Source organism: uncultured Marivirga sp. (assembly GCF_963974845.1).
Taxonomy (GTDB): domain Bacteria; phylum Bacteroidota; class Bacteroidia; order Cytophagales; family Cyclobacteriaceae; genus Marivirga; species Marivirga harenae.
The window spans coordinates 324,120-341,348 of sequence record NZ_CAXBEQ010000005.1 but is presented as its reverse complement, the minus strand read 5'-3'; the positions used below and the strand labels follow the sequence as shown (position 1 = coordinate 341,348).

Here is a 17,229-nt window from a genome sequence, read left to right as displayed (position 1 = left end):
CAATTTTGTGACGAAAATACCAATAAATTCACGATATTTTAATCCTTTTAGAAAAGATTATATAAATTGCTAATTGTTCGGCATGCATACTAAATTTAATTATGGCACATTCAACTTATCCGCACTTATTTGAACCTTTAGACTTAGGTTTTACACAATTGAAAAACAGAGTTTTAATGGGGTCTATGCATACTGGACTAGAAGAAGCTAAAGATGGCTTCGAGAAAATGGCTGCTTTTTATGCAGAAAGGGCAAAAGGCGGTGCAGGATTAATTGTAACTGGTGGAGTTTCTCCTAACTGGCAAGGTTGGCTGAAACCTTTTTCCATTCAAATGACTAAAAAAAGCCATGCAAAAAAGCATAGGATCATCACAGATGCAGTACATGAAGCGGGCGGCAAAATATGTATGCAGATATTACATGCTGGTCGATATGGCTATCACCCATTTAGTTTAGCACCATCTGCTATCAAAGCACCCATCAATCCTTTTAAACCCTGGAAGATGTCCAGTAGAAGGATAAAATCTACCATTAAGGATTATGCAAAATCAGCGCAGTTAGCGAAGTCAGCAGGTTATGATGGGGTGGAAATAATGGGATCTGAAGGTTACTTAATTAATCAATTTATTGTTAAGCACACAAACAAGAGGACAGATGAGTGGGGTGGGAGCTATGAAAACAGAATTAAATTCCCAATTGAAATTGCCAAAGCCGTGAGAGAAGCAGTTGGAAAAGATTTCATTATTATTTTCCGTTTATCCATGTTGGATCTAATTCCGGATGGCAGTACTTGGCAAGAAGTGGTACAATTAGCCAAGGAATTGGAAAAGGCCGGAGTTAGTATCATTAATACTGGTATTGGTTGGCATGAGGCGAGAGTCCCAACAATTGTAACTAGCGTACCAAGAGCAGCTTTTACTTGGGTGACCGAAAGAATGAAGGAAGAGGTAAGTATTCCTTTAATTACCACAAACCGTATTAACATGCCGCAGACAGCTGAAGAGATTTTATCTTCAGGTCAGGCAGACATGGTATCCATGGCTCGACCATTTTTGGCCGATCCGGAAATCATCAATAAATCGGAGCAAGGAAGAGAGGATGAAATCAATACCTGCATTGCCTGTAATCAAGCGTGCTTAGATCATGTATTCAAAAATATTACAAGTAGTTGCTTAGTGAACCCAAGAGCTTGTCATGAAACAGAACTCGTTTCTCAACCGCTGAAGCAAACTAAAAATCTTGCTGTCGTAGGAGCAGGGCCAGCTGGATTGGCTTTTAGCACTGAAGCAGCAAAACGTGGACACGAAGTAACTTTATTTGATGCAGCAGAAGAGATTGGCGGCCAGTTCAATATGGCGAAACAGATCCCAGGCAAAGAGGAGTTTTATGAGACCTTGCGTTATTATAAAAAGCAGTTAGAGTTAACGGGAGTTAAATTACAGTTAAGTAAAAAAGTATCTGCTGAAGAATTAAAAGAATTTGACGAGGTAGTTGTAGCCACAGGAGTTAATCCTCGTGATCCAAAAATACCGGGTCAGGAAAATGAAAAAGTGCTTTCATACATTGATGTGCTGAAATCACATAAGCCAGTGGGTAAAAAAGTAGCTATAATTGGGGCAGGAGGTATTGGGTTCGATGTTGCCGAATATCTCACTCATCCTGAGGAAGAAAATCATGATGACTTGCAAGCCTTTTTCAAAGAGTGGGGAGTAGATATGGATTTCGAAAAAAGGGGAGGAGTGGAAGGAAAACCTATCAAAATAGAAGCGCCAAGAGAAATTGTAATGTTTCAGCGTTCGGAGGGTAAAATGGGAGCGAGGCTAGGTAAGACCACAGGCTGGGTACACAGAAATTCATTACGCAATCGCCAAGTGAAAATGGTGACCAATGTTCAATATGATAAAATTGATGATAAAGGCTTGTATATTACTAAAGATGGAAAGCAAGAGTTAGTAGAGGTGGATCATATTATTTTATGTGCTGGACAATTGCCAGAAAAAAGTTTATTCAACTCCCTTGCCGAACAAGGAATAAAATCGCATTTAATAGGAGGAGCCTTTGAAGCTGCTGAATTGGATGCCAAAAAAGCGATTAAGCAAGCAACGGAACTCGCTTTAAAAATATAAATCGGGATATGAGTAAGGCATGAAATTACCCAATTTTAACCTGTTATGATTAAGTTAGTAGGATGCTCTGTATAAAGTTATTGACAAGGCTGATAATATGAGATATTAGCACGATAAGCGGCAGCTTCGGTGTCAGCTCCCGGATGTGATTCATAACGTTCAATAATCCATGTTTGCCATGTATCATCAACATTTACCAATGAGTCTCCTAGAATTTCTTCAACTACCTCAGGTGTCATTTCCCGTCCCCCATACATAATTTCCAATGTGGCATGACGGCCATAGGTTTCATCCACAAATCGGAACCATGAAGCACGCATCGTGTAGGACTGATGTGCACAAGACAGATTGAGTTCTTCATGTGAAGTTCGAAGTAATGCAAGTGTTAGCCCCCCTGTGATACCCAGTGACCAGCAACTACGTTTTCGTTGAAACCGTAAAATGGAAACCCAGTCTTTTCTGGGTCGATGAGCTGTGCTACGTACTCCGCCCAAGCCTCATTGTAGAAACCGAGAGACGACCACTCTAGTGCACCGAGCTTAACAGAGGTACTAAATGCAATGGCATGCACCAGTTCATGAGTGAAGAGTGACCAGTACCCTCCTTCAGAAGCTGAGTAGCGCCACAGCTGTATAGTTCCGTTGCTATCTACATATGGTCCTTGAGTTTCATAATTGCCGTTTAGCTTTACGGCAATGGCCGAGTCGAGTTGAAAATCCGTGGGAATAATCTTAGTTAAGGCGGTGTATAACTTTTCTGCTCGTTTGATACCTTCCTGCATTTCTTCTATCGAGCTTGTTTGTGTGGTTGCAGTGAACAAGAAGTGCTCACTGGAGAGTTCCAATGGTTTTGCAAAGAATCTGCATCCACTCATTATAGTCATGATAATGCATGCACTTATGCCTACTGATGTTCTGAACACTATTCCCTTTTTGGATTTTATCATATATGCACTAACAAAGATGTAACCTAGCGTTAGATACCTCAATTTGCAGGTGAATCAGTGTAGAAAAAACCATCTGCATGAAATTTCTTCGATTAATTTTGCTATTCCCATTGAAGAATTTTTTCTAAAGTATCCTTGAATTTCTTAGCATTCTGGTAGCCAGGCACAGGCTGAATGGTTTTAAAATCTTCTTTTATATAGACTATAGTGGGGTAACCCGTAACACCCATGGATCGGGCAATCATTTGAGCCGTTGTAGTATCTCCAGCCATTGTTATAGGTTCAGTATTTTCCGCATTTAGTTTTACGGCATAGAAACTTTCATTCACCATTTCGACAACTTCTGGATCTGAAAATGTTTCTTTATCCATTTTTTTGCACCACCCACACCAGTTGGTATACACATCCACAAATATTTTTCTAGGCTCTTTCTGATTGAGCTTATAAGCTTCAGTGATTGTTAGCCAGTTAATTTCTTTTTCGGTTTTAGGCTTAATTGTAAAACCAACAAGCACTAGTGCCCCAATAAACAGTATGCTTAAAAAATAATTCTTCATGTTAACACATATTACGTCAGTAATAAAATTACGCTTTTATTGATTCAAAGTTTGTAACCTTGGTGACCTTTTTGCTTTTGATCCTTACGTATGCAAAAACAACAGCAAAAATTAATCCACAAACGGTAGCCATCGCACCAGCTATCGAGGCGTTTAATGCTACAGCCAGATAATAGCCGAAAAAAGCGCATAAAAAACCAATCAAGCAAGTAAGCCAAATCATGCTTTTTAAATTATTTGTAATTAAGTATGCTGATGCTGCTGGTGCAATTAAAAAAGCAACAACTAATATAGCTCCTACCGATTCAAAAGATGCCACTGTAGTGAAAGAGACTAATGCCATTAATAAATAATTCCACAAAGTGGCTGATATTCCAAGTGCTACTGCGTATTCCGGATCAAATGAGGTGATTTTGAGTTGTTTAAACCCAAAAACAACAAAAAGAATCACTAATATTAATACCGATCCAATCAAATAGATGGCCTGTGGACCAATATCCATTCCAGATGATAGAATGATTGTATCCAGAGGAACATAGGCAATTTCTCCATACAGTACACACTCTTGATCTAGATCAACCTGTCCTGTATAAGCTGAAATTAGTATTACTCCTATTGCAAATAACCATGTGAAGGTTACACCTATGGATGCATCGGTTTGTAGTTTGCCTTGCTTATGAAGGAATTCAATAATGATGGTAGTGAGTACTCCTAAAGTTCCTGCACCTAGAAGCATGGTCACAGAATCACGACTTCCTGAAAAAAGGAAAGCCATTACAATGCCCGGCAGAATTGCATGGGAAATGGCATCTCCTACCATAGCCATTTTTCGTAGAACCAAAAAACAGCCTAGAATTCCACAAGCAGTGGCTACCAAAGTACCTGTTAAGATGATGTAAAATCCGGACATATTTGGAATTTAAAAAAAAAGGTGTCATTTAACATGTAATGACACCTTTAAATCTTTTATTGAACTATAAATTTACCTTTCATTAAAGCAACATGGCCTGGAAATGAACAGATAAAGTCGTATGTTCCTTTCTCTGGTGCCTCAAAGGTAATCGTAGTTTCTTCTCCACCGCCTAAAGTTTTGGTGTTAGCAATAACTTTACTTGCTTCGGCTTCAGGTATATAATCGTTATCAGCCGCTCCTGCTGCTTTTTGACCAAATTCCATTATGTCTGTTCCTTTAGTCAAAAGCACCCAATTGTGGCCCATTTGCTGTTTAGTCATTTTGCCCACGTGTTTCAATGTCAGCTTAACGGTAGAACCTGCTTTTACTTTCATCTCATCAAGATTAAACCTCATTTGATCATTTCCTTCGATCGTAATTTCTACCACATCTTGTTCATTTTTATTTGCAGCATCTTCTTCTGACTTTGATGCCTCTGGAGATTCTGCGCGTTCTTTAGCCTTTTGCTGCATGATCTCTTTCGAGGTCATCGTTTTTTCCTTGGTAGTAGATTCTTCTTGAGAACCATTTCCACCACATGCAATGAATAAGCTTATACTTATTATGCCGAATGTTAATTTTAATAATCTCATAATATTATTTTTTTAATTGTTTCTATGTATTCAATCGTCTGAATAGTGGATATGTTTTGCTTTTTCGTATTAATTATATGGTATTTTCGAATTATGTGGATCTACTTCAGGATATCCTAATTTTTCTTCAAGTTTTCTCTCCAGTTCAGGCGTTATTATGTGCTCTATTGTGTCAGCATCCTCATGTACATGATCAGGAGCAATCCGTAAATATTCTGTTAAATAGAGTTCCCAAAGTCTATGTAATTTCACTAATCTAGCTGCCTTTCTTTGTCCATAATCTGAAAGGAAAAATCCTGCTTGATTCCGCTTCAAATATCCTTGTCTTTTTAGCCTAACAAGAATCCTCTTCATTAGTCGAAGGCTATAATATCTTTTTTCTCTTAGTTTTTCTAATGATTTAGGTTCGCCAAATGAATTTTCAAATTCCGCTATTTGATGAAATGCTTTCAAAATATTTTCATCTTGAATCTGCTTCCTATTTTTCAGTTGCTGCCATAATCTTGAGAAATATCCTTTTTTTGGTGCAAATAATATTGAAAAGATAGCGAACATCGATAACACCATCACCACCCAGGGACCTGTGGGCATATTTGGAGCGATATAACTTATAAATGCTCCTGAAACACCAGAAAAGCCACCTATAAAAGCAGCTAGTATTAAGATTATGGATAGGCTGCCAGACCAATACTTAGCAGCTGCAGTTGGAGTAATCAAAAGTGCAGCCATTAAAACTACACCTACCGCTTGAATACCTGTAACTACTGCTAATACGGTCAAAGAACTTAGAAGAAATTCAATCCATTTTACAGGTAGACCTACAGACTGCGCAAAATCTTTATCGTAAGTGATTAGTTTTAATTCCTTATAAAAGAGCAAAATCATAAAGATAAGAATGATACTGATTGCCGAAAAAACAACCACATCCTGAGCTAACATGCTAGCTGCTTTGCCAAAAAGAAATGAATCTAGTCCAGTTTGAGCTGCATTGCCTGATTGCTGTATATAGGTGAGAAGCATAATTCCCACGCCAAAAAATACAGACAAGATAAGTCCAATTGCGGTATCTTCCTTAATTTTTGACTTCTTTACGATGTAATCAACGGCAATAATCGATAACCATCCTGTGAAAAAAGCCCCCGATATTAATAAGAAATAGTTCTTAGTGCCACTTAAAATAAAAGCTAAACAGACACCAGGAAGAATAGCATGCGCAATTGCATCACCAATTAAAGCTTTTTTCTTAAAGAAAGTAAATGCTCCAACAACAGCAGCGCCAGCTCCCAAAATTATGGTACCTAAAGATACATAAATTACATTGGCATCGTTAAAATCAAAAAAGCTGAGTGCGTTTTCCCACATACTATTCTCTGTTTGGAAATCTATTTTTTTGAATCAAATCACTTATTTCAGTCAATAAGGTTAGTTTACCACCATAAGTTTCTTGCAAGAGTTCAGGTGTAAAAGCCTCGTTTATAGGTCCTGAGGCAACCAATCGCATATTTAAGAGGATAATCCAATCAAAATATTTTGCAACTGATTGCAAATCATGATGAACTACAATCACTGTTTTGTTTTGGGCCGACATTTCACCCAACAACTCAATTATAGCTTTTTCTGTGGAGGCGTCCACACCCGCAAAAGGCTCATCCATAAAATAGATGTCTGCTTGTTGGGCCAGTGCGCGAGCTAAGAAAACCCTTTGTTGCTGTCCACCCGAAAGCTGAGATATTTGGCGATCTTTAAACTGTTCCATACCCACTTTTCTTAGGCTATCCATTACAATTTCTTTGTCTGCCTTTTTTGGTCTATTGAAAATGCCCAGTTGCCCGTATCTGCCCATCATCACCACTTCATAAACGGAGGTGGGGAAGTCCCAATCTACACTTTCCCTTTGTGGAACATAACTGATTTTGTGGCGCATTTCTTCTAGGGGCTTACCATTAATCTGAATATACCCACTATTGAGGGGAAGTAAACCCATTATCGCTTTCAATAAAGTCGATTTTCCGGCACCATTCGGCCCAATAATTCCAATTAGTTGTCCCTCAGGTAGACTTAAGTCAACGTCCCACAGAACGGGTTTCCGTTCATAAGCAACAGAAAGATCGTGTATTTCGATAATAGGATTTTCAACTTGTCTAATCATTTTCTATATTTTTTGATTCTATCAATAATCCAGAGACAATCTTTTCTACATTTGAATCAACCATTCCAATATAGGTCCCTTCATAGGTCCCCACTTCTCCCATAGCATCAGAATATAAACTTCCACCAATAACAACCTTATGACCCTGACTTCTACAGCCTTCTAAAACGGCTTGAATTGCTTTTTTAGAAACGGATGTTTCAGTATAAATAGCTGGGATATCTTTTGTTGCTATGTAATCCACCAAATTACTAATATCCCGCAAGCCAAACTCTGAAAGGGTTGAGATGCCTTGTAAACCTCGTACTTCTATATTGTAAGCCCTTCCAAAATAACCAAAGGCATCATGAGCAGTGACTAAAACTCTTTTGTTATCTGGAATTCTATTAGTTTGGTATTCAACAGCTTGATGTAGACTATCCAATTTGTACGTAAATTTTTCGGTATTAGAACGATAGAGATCTTGATTAATGCTGTCGGTCTTTATCAATTCAAAACTTAGTAATTCAATGGCTTGTTTCCATAAACTTACATCAAACCAAATATGCGGATCAACGGCACCTTGAAACTCTGTATTATTCAGATGAGTTTCATTTGGAAGTAGTTCAGCCATCGCAATAACTGTCTTTTTTCTCTTGAGCTTCTGAAGGATTTCCCCCATCTTTCCTTCCAAAAATAGGCCGTTATAAACAATGATATCTGCTTGTTGTAATTTTTGCAAATCACCTTGGGTAGCTTTGTACAAATGAGGATCCACACCAGGTCCCATCAAAGCATCAACTTTTGCTTTATTTCCAACTATATTTCCTACTGCGTCCTTAATCATTCCGGTGGTACAAACTATATACGTTTGCTGGCCTTTTTTTTCTGTATTAGTACAAGAAAATGATAAACTAAGAATGAAAAAAAAGAGTACTATTTTAGTGAGTGACCAATACATTTTCTGCTACTTCTTTACTGATGAATAATTTATTTTTCCCGTCAACGAGTATTTCCATGGAACCGTCAAACTCTACTTTTTCGGTAACCTTAGTTTTGGCTCCAAGATAAATTCCTATACGATCTAAATGTTGCAAAAATATGGAGTTTGTATCTTTGACTGCCACCACAATTCCATCCCCTGAGATCTCAACTTCGGCCAGTGGTACTTGGGGCTTTTCTTTGAATAATCCATTTTCGTCAGGAATAGGATCACCATGTGGATCGAACTTTGGATGCCCTAAAAATTCATCTAATCTTTGGATCAATAGGGGAGACTTAATGTGTTCTAATTGCTCAGCAATTTCATGCACTTGATCCCAATTGAATTTCAATTTTTCCACCAAGAACACTTCCCAAAGGCGGTGCTTACGGATGACTTGCAAGGCAGCGATTTTGCCTTTCTCAGAAATTTTTACGCCCTGATATTTCCGGTAAACGACCATTTCTTTTTCAGAAAGTCTCCGCAACATATCGGATACGGAAGCAGCTTTGGTGTCCATTTCTTCCGCAATGGAATTGGTAGTAACATCCAACTCTCCAGCATTTGAAAGATGGTAAACAGCTTTCAGATAATTTTCTTCAGCGAAACTTAATTTCTTCATTCCAAATCATATTTACTGCAAAGTAAAATAAAATTAGGTTAATCTAAAAATATTTTCAATAAATATTTAAAACTCGCTTTAAATGCTGATAAGTAGTATTATTATCAATGTTTAGCTAAGGCTAAAAAATTAATTAGACAAAACATTGTCAATGAATTTTTCGAGCGTTGCCTCCTGGCTTTTCCATTGAATTTCAGATTTGGGCCGAAATCTGTAATATTCAGTTGCATAGAGTTGTTTTAAAATGGTAGCCGTATTATTTGGATGTTGGTAATTAACACATATGCCAGCATTATATTTTTCTAAAAAAGCTTTCCATCTTGTGTGAGGAGGGATAATCATAGGTATTCCTAGTGCCAAGTAGTCATATATCTTAGTTGGAAAGCGACCTTTAATATTGTAATTTAAATGATAAGGGAGTAGGGCTACATCAGAGTTCTTGATTTGATCAATTACTTCTGTTTGCGGGATCGGGCTGTCATTTGCTATTAGCTTAATAAAACTTTGGTTTTCGCATTCCTTTTGTAGTAATTTAAAGTATTTATAATCAGATGAATAACCTACAATTATTAAAGTAATTTTGGGATTAAGTTTATACAGTTGTTTACAGAAATCTACGGCTTCAATTGTTCCATATGACTCACCAATGGTCCCACTATATATAAATTTTATAGGCATACCCTCTGCTATGATAATAGGTTTATCAATCTCCTGTATTGGTTGTACAGATTTATTCAATAGCTTGATATAAGGCTTCTTATGGAAGAAATTAAGTTGGTTTATATAACAATCTTCAGCTAGGAAGTAGCCGCTCACGAAGTATTTAGAAGCCCCTTCTGTGAAATATAAGAATAGGAGTGAGATGATTTTAGTAATGCTGTTATCTACAGCACTATATTTTACATTTAATCTATAGTTCTCCTGTATGTCGTATATTATTCTAGTACCAAATAATATTTTGATTAAATACATAACCCACAGTAATTCAGGTGTGTTGACTATTATGAGTTTAGGTTTTAGTTTAAGAAATTTTTTGAGTACAGAAAATGGAGCAAATAGCCTTTTTACTGAATTTCTTCTGAATTTAAATACAGGATGGAGAAAAATATTTTCATGTTGATATTTCTTTTTTGAATCAAACCCTATGATATTTACCTCATATTTATTTGTTTGCGCTAATGATTGTCCAATCTTGTAGCAAGAACGAACATCATCAACAGGTTTGAGAACCGAAGTGATTAATACTTTTATTTTATCATCCACAGATTAAAGATATAAACAGAAAATGGAATTTAAAGAATTTATTGAAAAGGCTTGGGACAATAGAGAATTATTAAAAGATAAAGATACACAGATAGCGGTGAAGACTGTAGTGGAGGAGTTAGACCATGGAAAAATTAGAGTTGCCGAACCTGATGGCAACGGAAATTGGAAGGTAAATGAATGGATAAAAAAAGCGGTGATCTTATACTTCCCTCTTCAAAAAATGCAATCTATAAATGTTGGCCCTTTTGAATTTCATGATAAAATAAAGCTAAAAACCGGCTATGAAAAATTGGGCGTTCGTGTGGTCCCTCATGCGATTGCTAGATATGGATCCTTCGTGAATGAAGGTGTCGTTATGATGCCATCTTATGTTAACATTGGAGCTTATGTAGATAGCGGTACAATGGTTGATACCTGGGCAACAGTAGGTAGTTGTGCGCAAATCGGAAAGAATGTGCACCTTAGTGGAGGTGTAGGAATTGGCGGAGTTTTGGAACCGGTTCAAGCTGCTCCAGTTATTGTAGAGGACAATGCATTTATTGGTTCGCGCTGTATAATTGTTGAAGGAGTTCGGATTGGAAAAGAAGCGGTTTTAGGTGCTAATGTTACTTTAACTGCAAGTTCTAAAATCATTGATGTTACTGGAAAAGAACCGGTAGAACATCTTGGATATGTTCCAGAAAGATCGGTTGTAATTCCAGGGTCTTTTACTAAAAAATTTCCAGCAGGTGAATATCAAGTTCCTTGCGCGTTGATTATTGGTAAAAGAAAGGAAAGTACGGATAAGAAGACTTCATTAAATGCGGCACTTCGAGAGAATAATGTTGCCGTTTAGTCGTTTACAAATTGTTTGGCATCTAATTTGAAGAACAGTCTATTTATGAAGAAGTTGTTACTAATTTGCCTCTCTGGATTATTTATATGTAGTGCTGTTGGGCAGAGATATGAAGATTTATACTCGGAAATACCTCAAGAAGATTTTCCCGTCATAGAGAATGTCCCCTTTGAAGCTGGTGAGGAAATTGAGTATAAAATCTATTATAGTTTTATTACCGTGGGGAAAGGACAACTGAAAGTTCATAAAAACCCCTATAAAATCAATAACAGAGCGGCTTACAAAGTGGATGTAAAAGCAAAAACCACTGGCATGGTTGACTGGGTAGCCAAAATCGATGACCATTGGGGTGGCTACATTGACACTGCTTCATTGGTGCCTCATCAATCTTATAGATTTATTAAAGAAGGGAATTACAGAAAAAATGAGATAGTTAAATATGATCATAACTCCCAAATGTTGGAAATTAAAAGTATGGGGAGAAAAGATGACGACTTTGGAGAACCCATGTACTATGAATTCCCACCACAGATTAGAGATTTGATCAGTGGCTTTGCTTATTTCAGGGCAGTAGATTTTGATACTTTAATGCCACAGGATACTATTAAGATTCCTGCATTTTTTGAAGATACATTTTATAATCTGGAAATTGTTTATTTGGGAGATGAAACCCTGGAGTTGGAGATAGGAAAAGTGCGAGCGCATAAAGTTACACCTGTAATGCCCGAAACTAAAATATTTGATGGTGAAAATTCAATATTAGGTTGGTTCTCCGCTGATAAAAATAAAATCCCGCTAAAAATAAATGCAAAGCTCTATGTTGGTTCAGGTGGATTGGAAATAACGTCCTTTAGAAATATTAAATATCCCATCAACTTTGATATGAGTAATTAACACCAAGGTATCGGTGTGCTCTTTATTTGGCATTTCTAACTCAATTGAGTTACTTTTGCATTTTAATTTTAAAAATCAAGAATGAAGAACTTAGTATTATTACTTATTTTCCCAGTATTTTTCTTTTCATGCGAAGAAAAAAATGAGCTTGACAAAGCTAATCAACTTTACAATGAAGAGAATTACGAAGCTGCAATTCAATTTTACAATAAGCATCTGGAGATGAAGCCTGCCGATGAAATAGCTATCTATAATCGTGGCCGTGCATATGAGGAATTAGGACAATACGATAAAGCAGTTCAGGATTTCTTAGAAGTCATAGATATAGACCCAAGAAATACGGGTGCTTTTTTAAGTTATGGTAAGCATTTCTACAGGGAGAAAGACTATGAAAATGCAGCCTTTCAATTTGAAAAGGCTTATAAACTAAATACAAATTCTACGAGATCGGCTACCTTATTAGCTAGAGCCTACCATAAAGCTGGGAAAGTAGAGGACGCAATGGAATATTATAATATTGCCATAAATAACGATAAAGATAATGCAGAGGCTTATTTATATAGGGGAGCTTTAAAAGTTCATTTGAATCAATCAGGTGCATGCAATGATATCCAATTGGCTAAGAATATAGGGTATGATGGTGCCGAAGAATTATATAATAAATACTGTAATTGATTCTTTAAATTAAGCAGTACTGTATCCAGGCGAAAATTTCTAATTTTCGCCTTTTTTGTTTTTACTATCGACTTTCTACCAAAAACTGCCGTCCACTAGTTGGCGGATATGAATCATGCGCCTTAAGCAACTGAGTCTGCTCAATGAGTTCTTCGGACAGTTTATAATAATTTATTGAAGCAATCATAGTCACTAATACAGCGAGCATATAACAAAAAAGGCAGCCGAAGCTGCCTTTAAATAGTAGCGAGAAGCAGATTTGAACTGCCGACCTCAGGGTTATGAATCCTGCGCTCTAACCAACTGAGCTACCTCGCCATTTAATTTATTTCAATAATTTAAGTTCTTCTATCGAGAGAGAATCAGATTTGTTTCTTTGCATATTAGCTGAAACTTCCGCTTCTACAGCCAAACTAACTTGCTTCGACCTCATTTATTTTAACACCTAAATCCTCTTGATTTATTTGTCTGTCCGAAATTGGAGTGCAAACATAATGAATTATGATTTCATAATCCAAAAAAAATTGAAAAAGAATTTATTGTGATATATCATATTTAATCCTAACTTATCGACTATTAAAATGAATAGGTTATGGGACTGAAAAAATTTACCGGAGACTTCGAAATAAATGCCTCAAAAAAAATGCTGTATCCATATATTAGTACAGCAAGCGGCTTGTCACAATGGTTTGCTGATGATGTAAATATTAATGAGGACAAGGAGTATAATTTTATATATGATGATGAAGATCATCCGGCAATAATGGCTGGGCATAGGGTGAATCAATTTGTTAAGTTTGAGTTTCCTGAAGAAGGTGAAGAGGATGATCCGGCTTTTATAGAAATTCATTTAGATGAAAATGAGCTGACTCAATCCATGTACATGAAAGTTGTTGACTATTCTGATTTCGAGGATGAACAGGAGCAATATGAAGTATGGGAAGGTTTAATAAACAACTTAAAGGAAATAGTAGGGGGTTAATTTTTCTGTGACTTTTGGAATCTTTTTTAAGTTTGTTCGTTAGTAGAGATAGTATTAAAAAAAGCCAGTCTAAGCAGTTATTGTAGCATAATAAAATGAAGTATTTTTTTTCTATTCTAATTTTCTCTTTCCTATTTAATTTCGAGAATTCAGTAGCTCAAAATCAAAAAGAATCATTAAATTTTTACTATGAAAATGCTCAAAGTGCCATGGAAACTGGTGATTATGAGACCGCAAACACCCAATTCAGAAAAATTCTAAAATTAGGAGTCAAGCTTCCTTCTGAAATGCCTTATTTATTTGCAAAAACTTTATTTGAAGTAGGTCAATATCAAAATAGTCAAAGCTTTTTGGATAAGTATTTTGAAATAATGGGTAAAGCTGGTACCTATTATGACAATGCAGAAGAACTAAAAAAGCTATTGGCACTTCAACTCAATAAAAGTCTTTCATGTCAATATTGTGATTTGAGTGGCTACAGACTGGAAACTTGTGTAACCTGCAATGGTGAAAAACAATTGCTAAAAAAATGTGATTATTGTGAAGCAAAAGGAAAAGTTGGATGTACTGCCTGCAGTGGAGATGGTGTTTTAATTCAACTGGGTGCTATGGGAAATAGGAGTTATAAAACATGCCATCAATGTAACGGTGAAGGTATTAATATATGCCCAGTTTGCGAGGGTGACAAAGAGCTTTACACTTATTGTCCCAATTGCTTGGGTAGTGGTAGCACCAGCACTGAAAAAATTTGTAATCATACCGAGCATAATTAGCCTTTTCACTATCGTAATAAGTAGAGTTCCATGGTTTATGTCCTTGACCCTATACCTATACTTTATCGTAAAGATTTTACTTTTTATCTAAAAAGATAAATTTATTTAAGTCATTTTAATGATTTACTTCTTTATTTTAATATTATTTGTTTAATTAGTACCGAATTAAATAAGTGATAAAAAATAATAAAATATTATAATTATGTCGTATTGTAAAGTTGTTGAGCATAAAGGGGTAAAAATAGTTTATACTGATATTGAAAACACCAACGGAAACGAAGCTATTCCAGCATTTGATGCAGTGCAGAAATTGGTTGCAGAATTTCCGGATAAATCAGTTTTGTCCTGTGTGAATGCAACTAATGCTAGGTTTAATAAGGATCTTCTCTCTAAAATTAAAGAAACAGTAAAGAAGAATAATCCAAAAGTGAAAGTTACTGTTGTTTGTGGTTTAAGTAAGCTATCGACATTGATTCTAAATTCCATTATTGCGGCTACTGGAAGAAAAATGAAACTATTAGATTCTGTTGAAGATGGAAAGGAATGGCTTTATCAGTATGAAATTAACAGTGTTCAGCAGTCTGAAACGGCCTGAACTTGCACGAAATATTTATTCCAGACCCAATTGGAAACAATTGGGTTTTTTTATGCTTTTACAATGTGTCAACGCCCGCAGTTTGTTATCTTCGATCCTTTTAAAATAGTAATGAATGCCAATAATCAAGAACACCCATTATAAACCCCCATTTTACCTTTTCAATCAGCATTTAGAAACAATAGTTCCTAGTGCCATCAGAAAAGTAAAAGGAGTAAAATACGAGAGAGAAAGGATAGAGACTCAGGATGGCGATTTTTTGGACATTGATTGGGTTAAGAATAATAATTCTCGTTTAATTATTGCTTCTCATGGATTAGAAGGAAGTTCAGATAGACCCTATATCCAGGGGATTGCAAAACTGTTTTCTCAAAATAATTGGGATGTATTGGCATGGAATTGTAGAAGTTGCAGTGGCGAAATGAATCGTAAAAAGTTTCTGTATCACCATGGATTCACCCAAGATGTAGAAGAAGTGGTGAGTAGAGCAATAGCAAATGGCTACAAGGAAATTGTACTCATAGGATTTAGTATGGGTGGTAGTTTGACTTTAAAGTATGTAGGCGAAAACGGCCAGGATTTATATCCTCAAATTAAAGGGGCTATGGCAGTGAGTGTTCCTTGTAATTTATCAAGTAGCTCAAAAATGCTTGCTCTGAAGAAAAATAAGTTCTATCAAAATCGATTTATGAGGAAGTTAGATATTAAGTTAAGACAAAAAAATGAACAATACCCTGGCTTACTAGAGATTAGGCATTGGAAGTCATTCAGAGATTTTCATGATTTTGACACTCACTATTCTGCAAAAATATTTGGATACCAAGATGCACAAGATTTTTATGATAGCGTGCAGTGTCTTCCGCATTTGATGAATATAAAAGTTCCTACTTTAATCTTAAACGCTTTAAATGATCCAATGCTAACTGGTGATTGTTATCCAGAATCACAGGCAGAAGCAAACCAAAACATTTTACTGGAGCTAACCACTCACGGAGGTCATGTTGGCTTTCTACAAATGGGAAAAGTTTATACCTATGCTGAGGAAAGAGCATTGACATTTTTTAATGAAACTTTGAGGGTATATCAATGAAAAAGGAAGTCATTCAGAATTTAGAAGATTTTTTTAATGACTTTCAATATTTCAAAATGGAAGGCTATGATGCTTTCCATCAATCTTTTTTAAAAGGACGTAAAATAATTGTTGGTAATATCACTCCCTACGAAGATGGTTTAATGCTGGAAATTCAACTAGCACTAACAATTGATCAAGTAGAAGATTTAATTTTTAGATTTTACAATCAAGATTTTACAAATCTGAAACTCACTTATTGGGAAAACCTTAGTCAAATATCAGAGGGGCTCTCAAAAAGAAGCTTTATTCAAAATACTGTTGAGCTTCGCAAAGCTTTATATGAAATAGAAAGCGCCTTAGTTAAGAGAGGCTTCAGTTGGTTGGATGAATTCACTGATTTGAAAATTCTGTCCGATTATATACAGAATTTAATTTTCGCTGAAAATCTAAGACCTAAAAACTTGTTCAAACTTTGTCAAAGAAGTTATTTGTTAAGATTGATTTTACACGAGCAGATGACTGAAGCAACTTTTTATGATTACTATGAAGAATTGCAAGCTCATAAAATACCAGAACATCAACTCGAAGAGTTTATTGCTTTCCGTAAATATTTGGCTTCAGTTATTTTTTAAAAAGATCCTCACATTCTTCTGCTAAAATACCACCACTTATAATGGGTCCAAACCAGGCTTCTGCTGCTATTTGTTTTGCTCTAATATTAATTTGTTTCCCATATTTCGAGGCCGTAGGGATGTCACAACCGTAGATTACTTCACCAATCCCTGCCCAAATGATGGCTGACATACACATCGGGCAAGGTTCTACAGTGGTGATTATCATCAATTCTTCTGCTCTATCATGATCCAATTGTTTTAGTTTATTAATGGCATTTATTTCTGCATGAGCCACTGCTCCATCATGAATAGTGGTATTGTATCCACTGACGTGTTGACCTTCTGGGTCTACTATTATAGCTCCAAAAGGAGTTTTACTTTCTTTGGCTAAATCAATTGCCATTTTCATCCAAAATTGAGTATTCATGTATTTAAATTTTGTTTTTGTTGATCATAAGTTTTCATAGCTTGCAAAGGGAGCCTATCAGAATCAAGCATGAAGGGAATTTCTAAAATCATTTTTTTAGTAGGAATATGTCGATTTAACCTGATTTTTTTAGCTTTTATTTTAAAGGTATGTACATTTTCTATTTTGTGATTAGATTTGCTTAACTTCA

At 36.0% G+C, this 17,229-nt stretch carries 20 protein-coding genes and 1 tRNA gene; 9 read left to right on the top strand and 12 right to left on the bottom strand.

Translation table 11 applies throughout. The features are described from left to right. The first annotated feature begins 101 nt into the window (after positions 1-101). Complete coding sequence (locus tag AAC601_RS13415; protein ID WP_340153534.1) at positions 102-2,126, top strand: NADPH-dependent 2,4-dienoyl-CoA reductase; 2,025 nt, start codon at positions 102-104, stop codon at positions 2,124-2,126. 77 nt (positions 2,127-2,203) lie between these two features. On the opposite strand, the gene AAC601_RS13410 is transcribed toward AAC601_RS13415, so the two are convergent. The 10 genes from AAC601_RS13410 to AAC601_RS13365 form a co-directional block, all read right to left on the bottom strand. Next, a complete protein-coding gene (locus tag AAC601_RS13410) occupies positions 2,204-2,446 on the bottom strand; it encodes a hypothetical protein (RefSeq protein WP_303269559.1) in 243 nt (80 codons plus the stop codon). Positions 2,447-2,511: 65 nt separating this feature from the next. Next, the gene (locus tag AAC601_RS13405) at positions 2,512-3,072 is read right to left on the bottom strand and encodes a hypothetical protein (RefSeq protein ID WP_303269558.1); all 561 of its coding nucleotides are present in this window, start codon (positions 3,070-3,072) and stop codon (positions 2,512-2,514) included. A gap of 101 nt (positions 3,073-3,173) precedes the next feature. Continuing rightward, the gene (locus AAC601_RS13400; protein WP_303269557.1) at positions 3,174-3,629 is read right to left on the bottom strand and encodes a DUF255 domain-containing protein; all 456 of its coding nucleotides are present in this window, start codon (positions 3,627-3,629) and stop codon (positions 3,174-3,176) included. Between the two features lie 28 nt (positions 3,630-3,657). Continuing rightward, positions 3,658-4,539: a metal ABC transporter permease gene (locus AAC601_RS13395; RefSeq protein ID WP_340153533.1), complete on the bottom strand. Its 882-nt coding sequence runs from the start codon at positions 4,537-4,539 to the stop codon at positions 3,658-3,660. A 56-nt stretch (positions 4,540-4,595) separates the two neighbouring features. Then, positions 4,596-5,174, bottom strand: a complete 579-nt coding sequence (gene azu, locus AAC601_RS13390) for an azurin (protein WP_303269555.1) — start codon at positions 5,172-5,174, stop codon at positions 4,596-4,598. 69 nt (positions 5,175-5,243) lie between these two features. Continuing rightward, positions 5,244-6,536, bottom strand: coding sequence for an iron chelate uptake ABC transporter family permease subunit (locus tag AAC601_RS13385; protein WP_303269554.1), 1,293 nt, complete (start codon positions 6,534-6,536; stop codon positions 5,244-5,246). A gap of 1 nt (position 6,537) precedes the next feature. Continuing rightward, the gene (locus AAC601_RS13380) at positions 6,538-7,323 is read right to left on the bottom strand and encodes a metal ABC transporter ATP-binding protein (protein WP_303269553.1); all 786 of its coding nucleotides are present in this window, start codon (positions 7,321-7,323) and stop codon (positions 6,538-6,540) included. After that, on the bottom strand, positions 7,316-8,263 hold the full coding sequence (locus tag AAC601_RS13375) for a zinc ABC transporter substrate-binding protein (protein WP_303269552.1): 948 nt from the start codon (positions 8,261-8,263) through the stop codon (positions 7,316-7,318). The genes AAC601_RS13380 and AAC601_RS13375 overlap by 8 nt, the downstream gene beginning before the upstream one ends. Next, the gene (locus AAC601_RS13370; RefSeq protein WP_303269551.1) at positions 8,244-8,906 is read right to left on the bottom strand and encodes a metal-dependent transcriptional regulator; all 663 of its coding nucleotides are present in this window, start codon (positions 8,904-8,906) and stop codon (positions 8,244-8,246) included. Before AAC601_RS13370 ends, AAC601_RS13375 begins: the two co-directional genes overlap by 20 nt. 129 nt (positions 8,907-9,035) lie before the next feature. Next, a complete protein-coding gene (locus AAC601_RS13365; RefSeq protein ID WP_340153532.1) occupies positions 9,036-10,169 on the bottom strand; it encodes a glycosyltransferase in 1,134 nt (377 codons plus the stop codon). 22 nt (positions 10,170-10,191) lie between these two features. Between AAC601_RS13365 and AAC601_RS13360 the strand changes: the two genes are divergently transcribed. From AAC601_RS13360 to AAC601_RS13350, 3 genes are all read left to right on the top strand, one after another. Further along, complete coding sequence (locus tag AAC601_RS13360) at positions 10,192-11,007, top strand: 2,3,4,5-tetrahydropyridine-2,6-dicarboxylate N-succinyltransferase (RefSeq protein WP_303269548.1); 816 nt, start codon at positions 10,192-10,194, stop codon at positions 11,005-11,007. 45 nt (positions 11,008-11,052) lie between these two features. Further along, on the top strand, positions 11,053-11,901 hold the full coding sequence (locus AAC601_RS13355; RefSeq protein WP_303269547.1) for a DUF3108 domain-containing protein: 849 nt from the start codon (positions 11,053-11,055) through the stop codon (positions 11,899-11,901). An 81-nt stretch (positions 11,902-11,982) separates the two neighbouring features. Further along, positions 11,983-12,576, top strand: a complete 594-nt coding sequence (locus AAC601_RS13350; protein WP_303269545.1) for a tetratricopeptide repeat protein — start codon at positions 11,983-11,985, stop codon at positions 12,574-12,576. Between the two features lie 244 nt (positions 12,577-12,820). On the opposite strand, the gene AAC601_RS13345 is transcribed toward AAC601_RS13350, so the two are convergent. Beyond that, a tRNA-Met gene (locus AAC601_RS13345) sits at positions 12,821-12,894 on the bottom strand. A gap of 274 nt (positions 12,895-13,168) precedes the next feature. On the opposite strand from AAC601_RS13345, the gene AAC601_RS13340 reads away from it, so the two are divergent. The 5 genes from AAC601_RS13340 to AAC601_RS13320 all read left to right on the top strand — a co-directional run bounded on the left by AAC601_RS13340 (position 13,169) and on the right by AAC601_RS13320 (position 16,630). Beyond that, on the top strand, positions 13,169-13,558 hold the full coding sequence (locus tag AAC601_RS13340) for an START-like domain-containing protein (RefSeq protein WP_303269543.1): 390 nt from the start codon (positions 13,169-13,171) through the stop codon (positions 13,556-13,558). A gap of 95 nt (positions 13,559-13,653) precedes the next feature. Further along, positions 13,654-14,331: a molecular chaperone DnaJ gene (locus tag AAC601_RS13335; protein WP_303269541.1), complete on the top strand. Its 678-nt coding sequence runs from the start codon at positions 13,654-13,656 to the stop codon at positions 14,329-14,331. A 202-nt stretch (positions 14,332-14,533) separates the two neighbouring features. Continuing rightward, entirely contained in the window at positions 14,534-14,926 is a 393-nt protein-coding gene (locus tag AAC601_RS13330; RefSeq protein WP_303269539.1) for a hypothetical protein, read from the top strand. 115 nt (positions 14,927-15,041) lie between these two features. Continuing rightward, complete coding sequence (locus AAC601_RS13325; protein WP_303269538.1) at positions 15,042-16,016, top strand: alpha/beta fold hydrolase; 975 nt, start codon at positions 15,042-15,044, stop codon at positions 16,014-16,016. Next, positions 16,013-16,630, top strand: a complete 618-nt coding sequence (locus AAC601_RS13320) for a hypothetical protein (RefSeq protein WP_303269537.1) — start codon at positions 16,013-16,015, stop codon at positions 16,628-16,630. Before AAC601_RS13325 ends, AAC601_RS13320 begins: the two co-directional genes overlap by 4 nt. Here AAC601_RS13320 and AAC601_RS13315 read toward each other — a convergent pair. After that, positions 16,620-17,039 (bottom strand): nucleoside deaminase, encoded by a 420-nt coding sequence (locus AAC601_RS13315; RefSeq protein ID WP_303269536.1) that lies wholly within the window; start codon positions 17,037-17,039, stop codon positions 16,620-16,622. The genes AAC601_RS13320 and AAC601_RS13315 overlap by 11 nt on opposite strands. Between the last annotated feature and the right edge of the window lie 190 nt (positions 17,040-17,229).

Coding starts and splice junctions, on each gene's coding strand:
- AAC601_RS13415 (WP_340153534.1), top strand. CDS start 102: ATGGCACATTCAACTTATCCGCACTTATTTGAACCTTTAGACTTAGGT.
- AAC601_RS13410 (WP_303269559.1), bottom strand. CDS start 2,446: ATGCGTGCTTCATGGTTCCGATTTGTGGATGAAACCTATGGCCGTCAT.
- AAC601_RS13405 (WP_303269558.1), bottom strand. CDS start 3,072: ATGATAAAATCCAAAAAGGGAATAGTGTTCAGAACATCAGTAGGCATA.
- AAC601_RS13400 (WP_303269557.1), bottom strand. CDS start 3,629: ATGAAGAATTATTTTTTAAGCATACTGTTTATTGGGGCACTAGTGCTT.
- AAC601_RS13395 (WP_340153533.1), bottom strand. CDS start 4,539: ATGTCCGGATTTTACATCATCTTAACAGGTACTTTGGTAGCCACTGCT.
- azu (WP_303269555.1), bottom strand. CDS start 5,174: ATGAGATTATTAAAATTAACATTCGGCATAATAAGTATAAGCTTATTC.
- AAC601_RS13385 (WP_303269554.1), bottom strand. CDS start 6,536: ATGTGGGAAAACGCACTCAGCTTTTTTGATTTTAACGATGCCAATGTA.
- AAC601_RS13380 (WP_303269553.1), bottom strand. CDS start 7,323: ATGATTAGACAAGTTGAAAATCCTATTATCGAAATACACGATCTTTCT.
- AAC601_RS13375 (WP_303269552.1), bottom strand. CDS start 8,263: ATGTATTGGTCACTCACTAAAATAGTACTCTTTTTTTTCATTCTTAGT.
- AAC601_RS13370 (WP_303269551.1), bottom strand. CDS start 8,906: ATGAAGAAATTAAGTTTCGCTGAAGAAAATTATCTGAAAGCTGTTTAC.
- AAC601_RS13360 (WP_303269548.1), top strand. CDS start 10,192: ATGGAATTTAAAGAATTTATTGAAAAGGCTTGGGACAATAGAGAATTA.
- AAC601_RS13355 (WP_303269547.1), top strand. CDS start 11,053: ATGAAGAAGTTGTTACTAATTTGCCTCTCTGGATTATTTATATGTAGT.
- AAC601_RS13350 (WP_303269545.1), top strand. CDS start 11,983: ATGAAGAACTTAGTATTATTACTTATTTTCCCAGTATTTTTCTTTTCA.
- AAC601_RS13340 (WP_303269543.1), top strand. CDS start 13,169: ATGGGACTGAAAAAATTTACCGGAGACTTCGAAATAAATGCCTCAAAA.
- AAC601_RS13335 (WP_303269541.1), top strand. CDS start 13,654: ATGAAGTATTTTTTTTCTATTCTAATTTTCTCTTTCCTATTTAATTTC.
- AAC601_RS13330 (WP_303269539.1), top strand. CDS start 14,534: ATGTCGTATTGTAAAGTTGTTGAGCATAAAGGGGTAAAAATAGTTTAT.
- AAC601_RS13325 (WP_303269538.1), top strand. CDS start 15,042: ATGCCAATAATCAAGAACACCCATTATAAACCCCCATTTTACCTTTTC.
- AAC601_RS13320 (WP_303269537.1), top strand. CDS start 16,013: ATGAAAAAGGAAGTCATTCAGAATTTAGAAGATTTTTTTAATGACTTT.
- AAC601_RS13315 (WP_303269536.1), bottom strand. CDS start 17,039: ATGAATACTCAATTTTGGATGAAAATGGCAATTGATTTAGCCAAAGAA.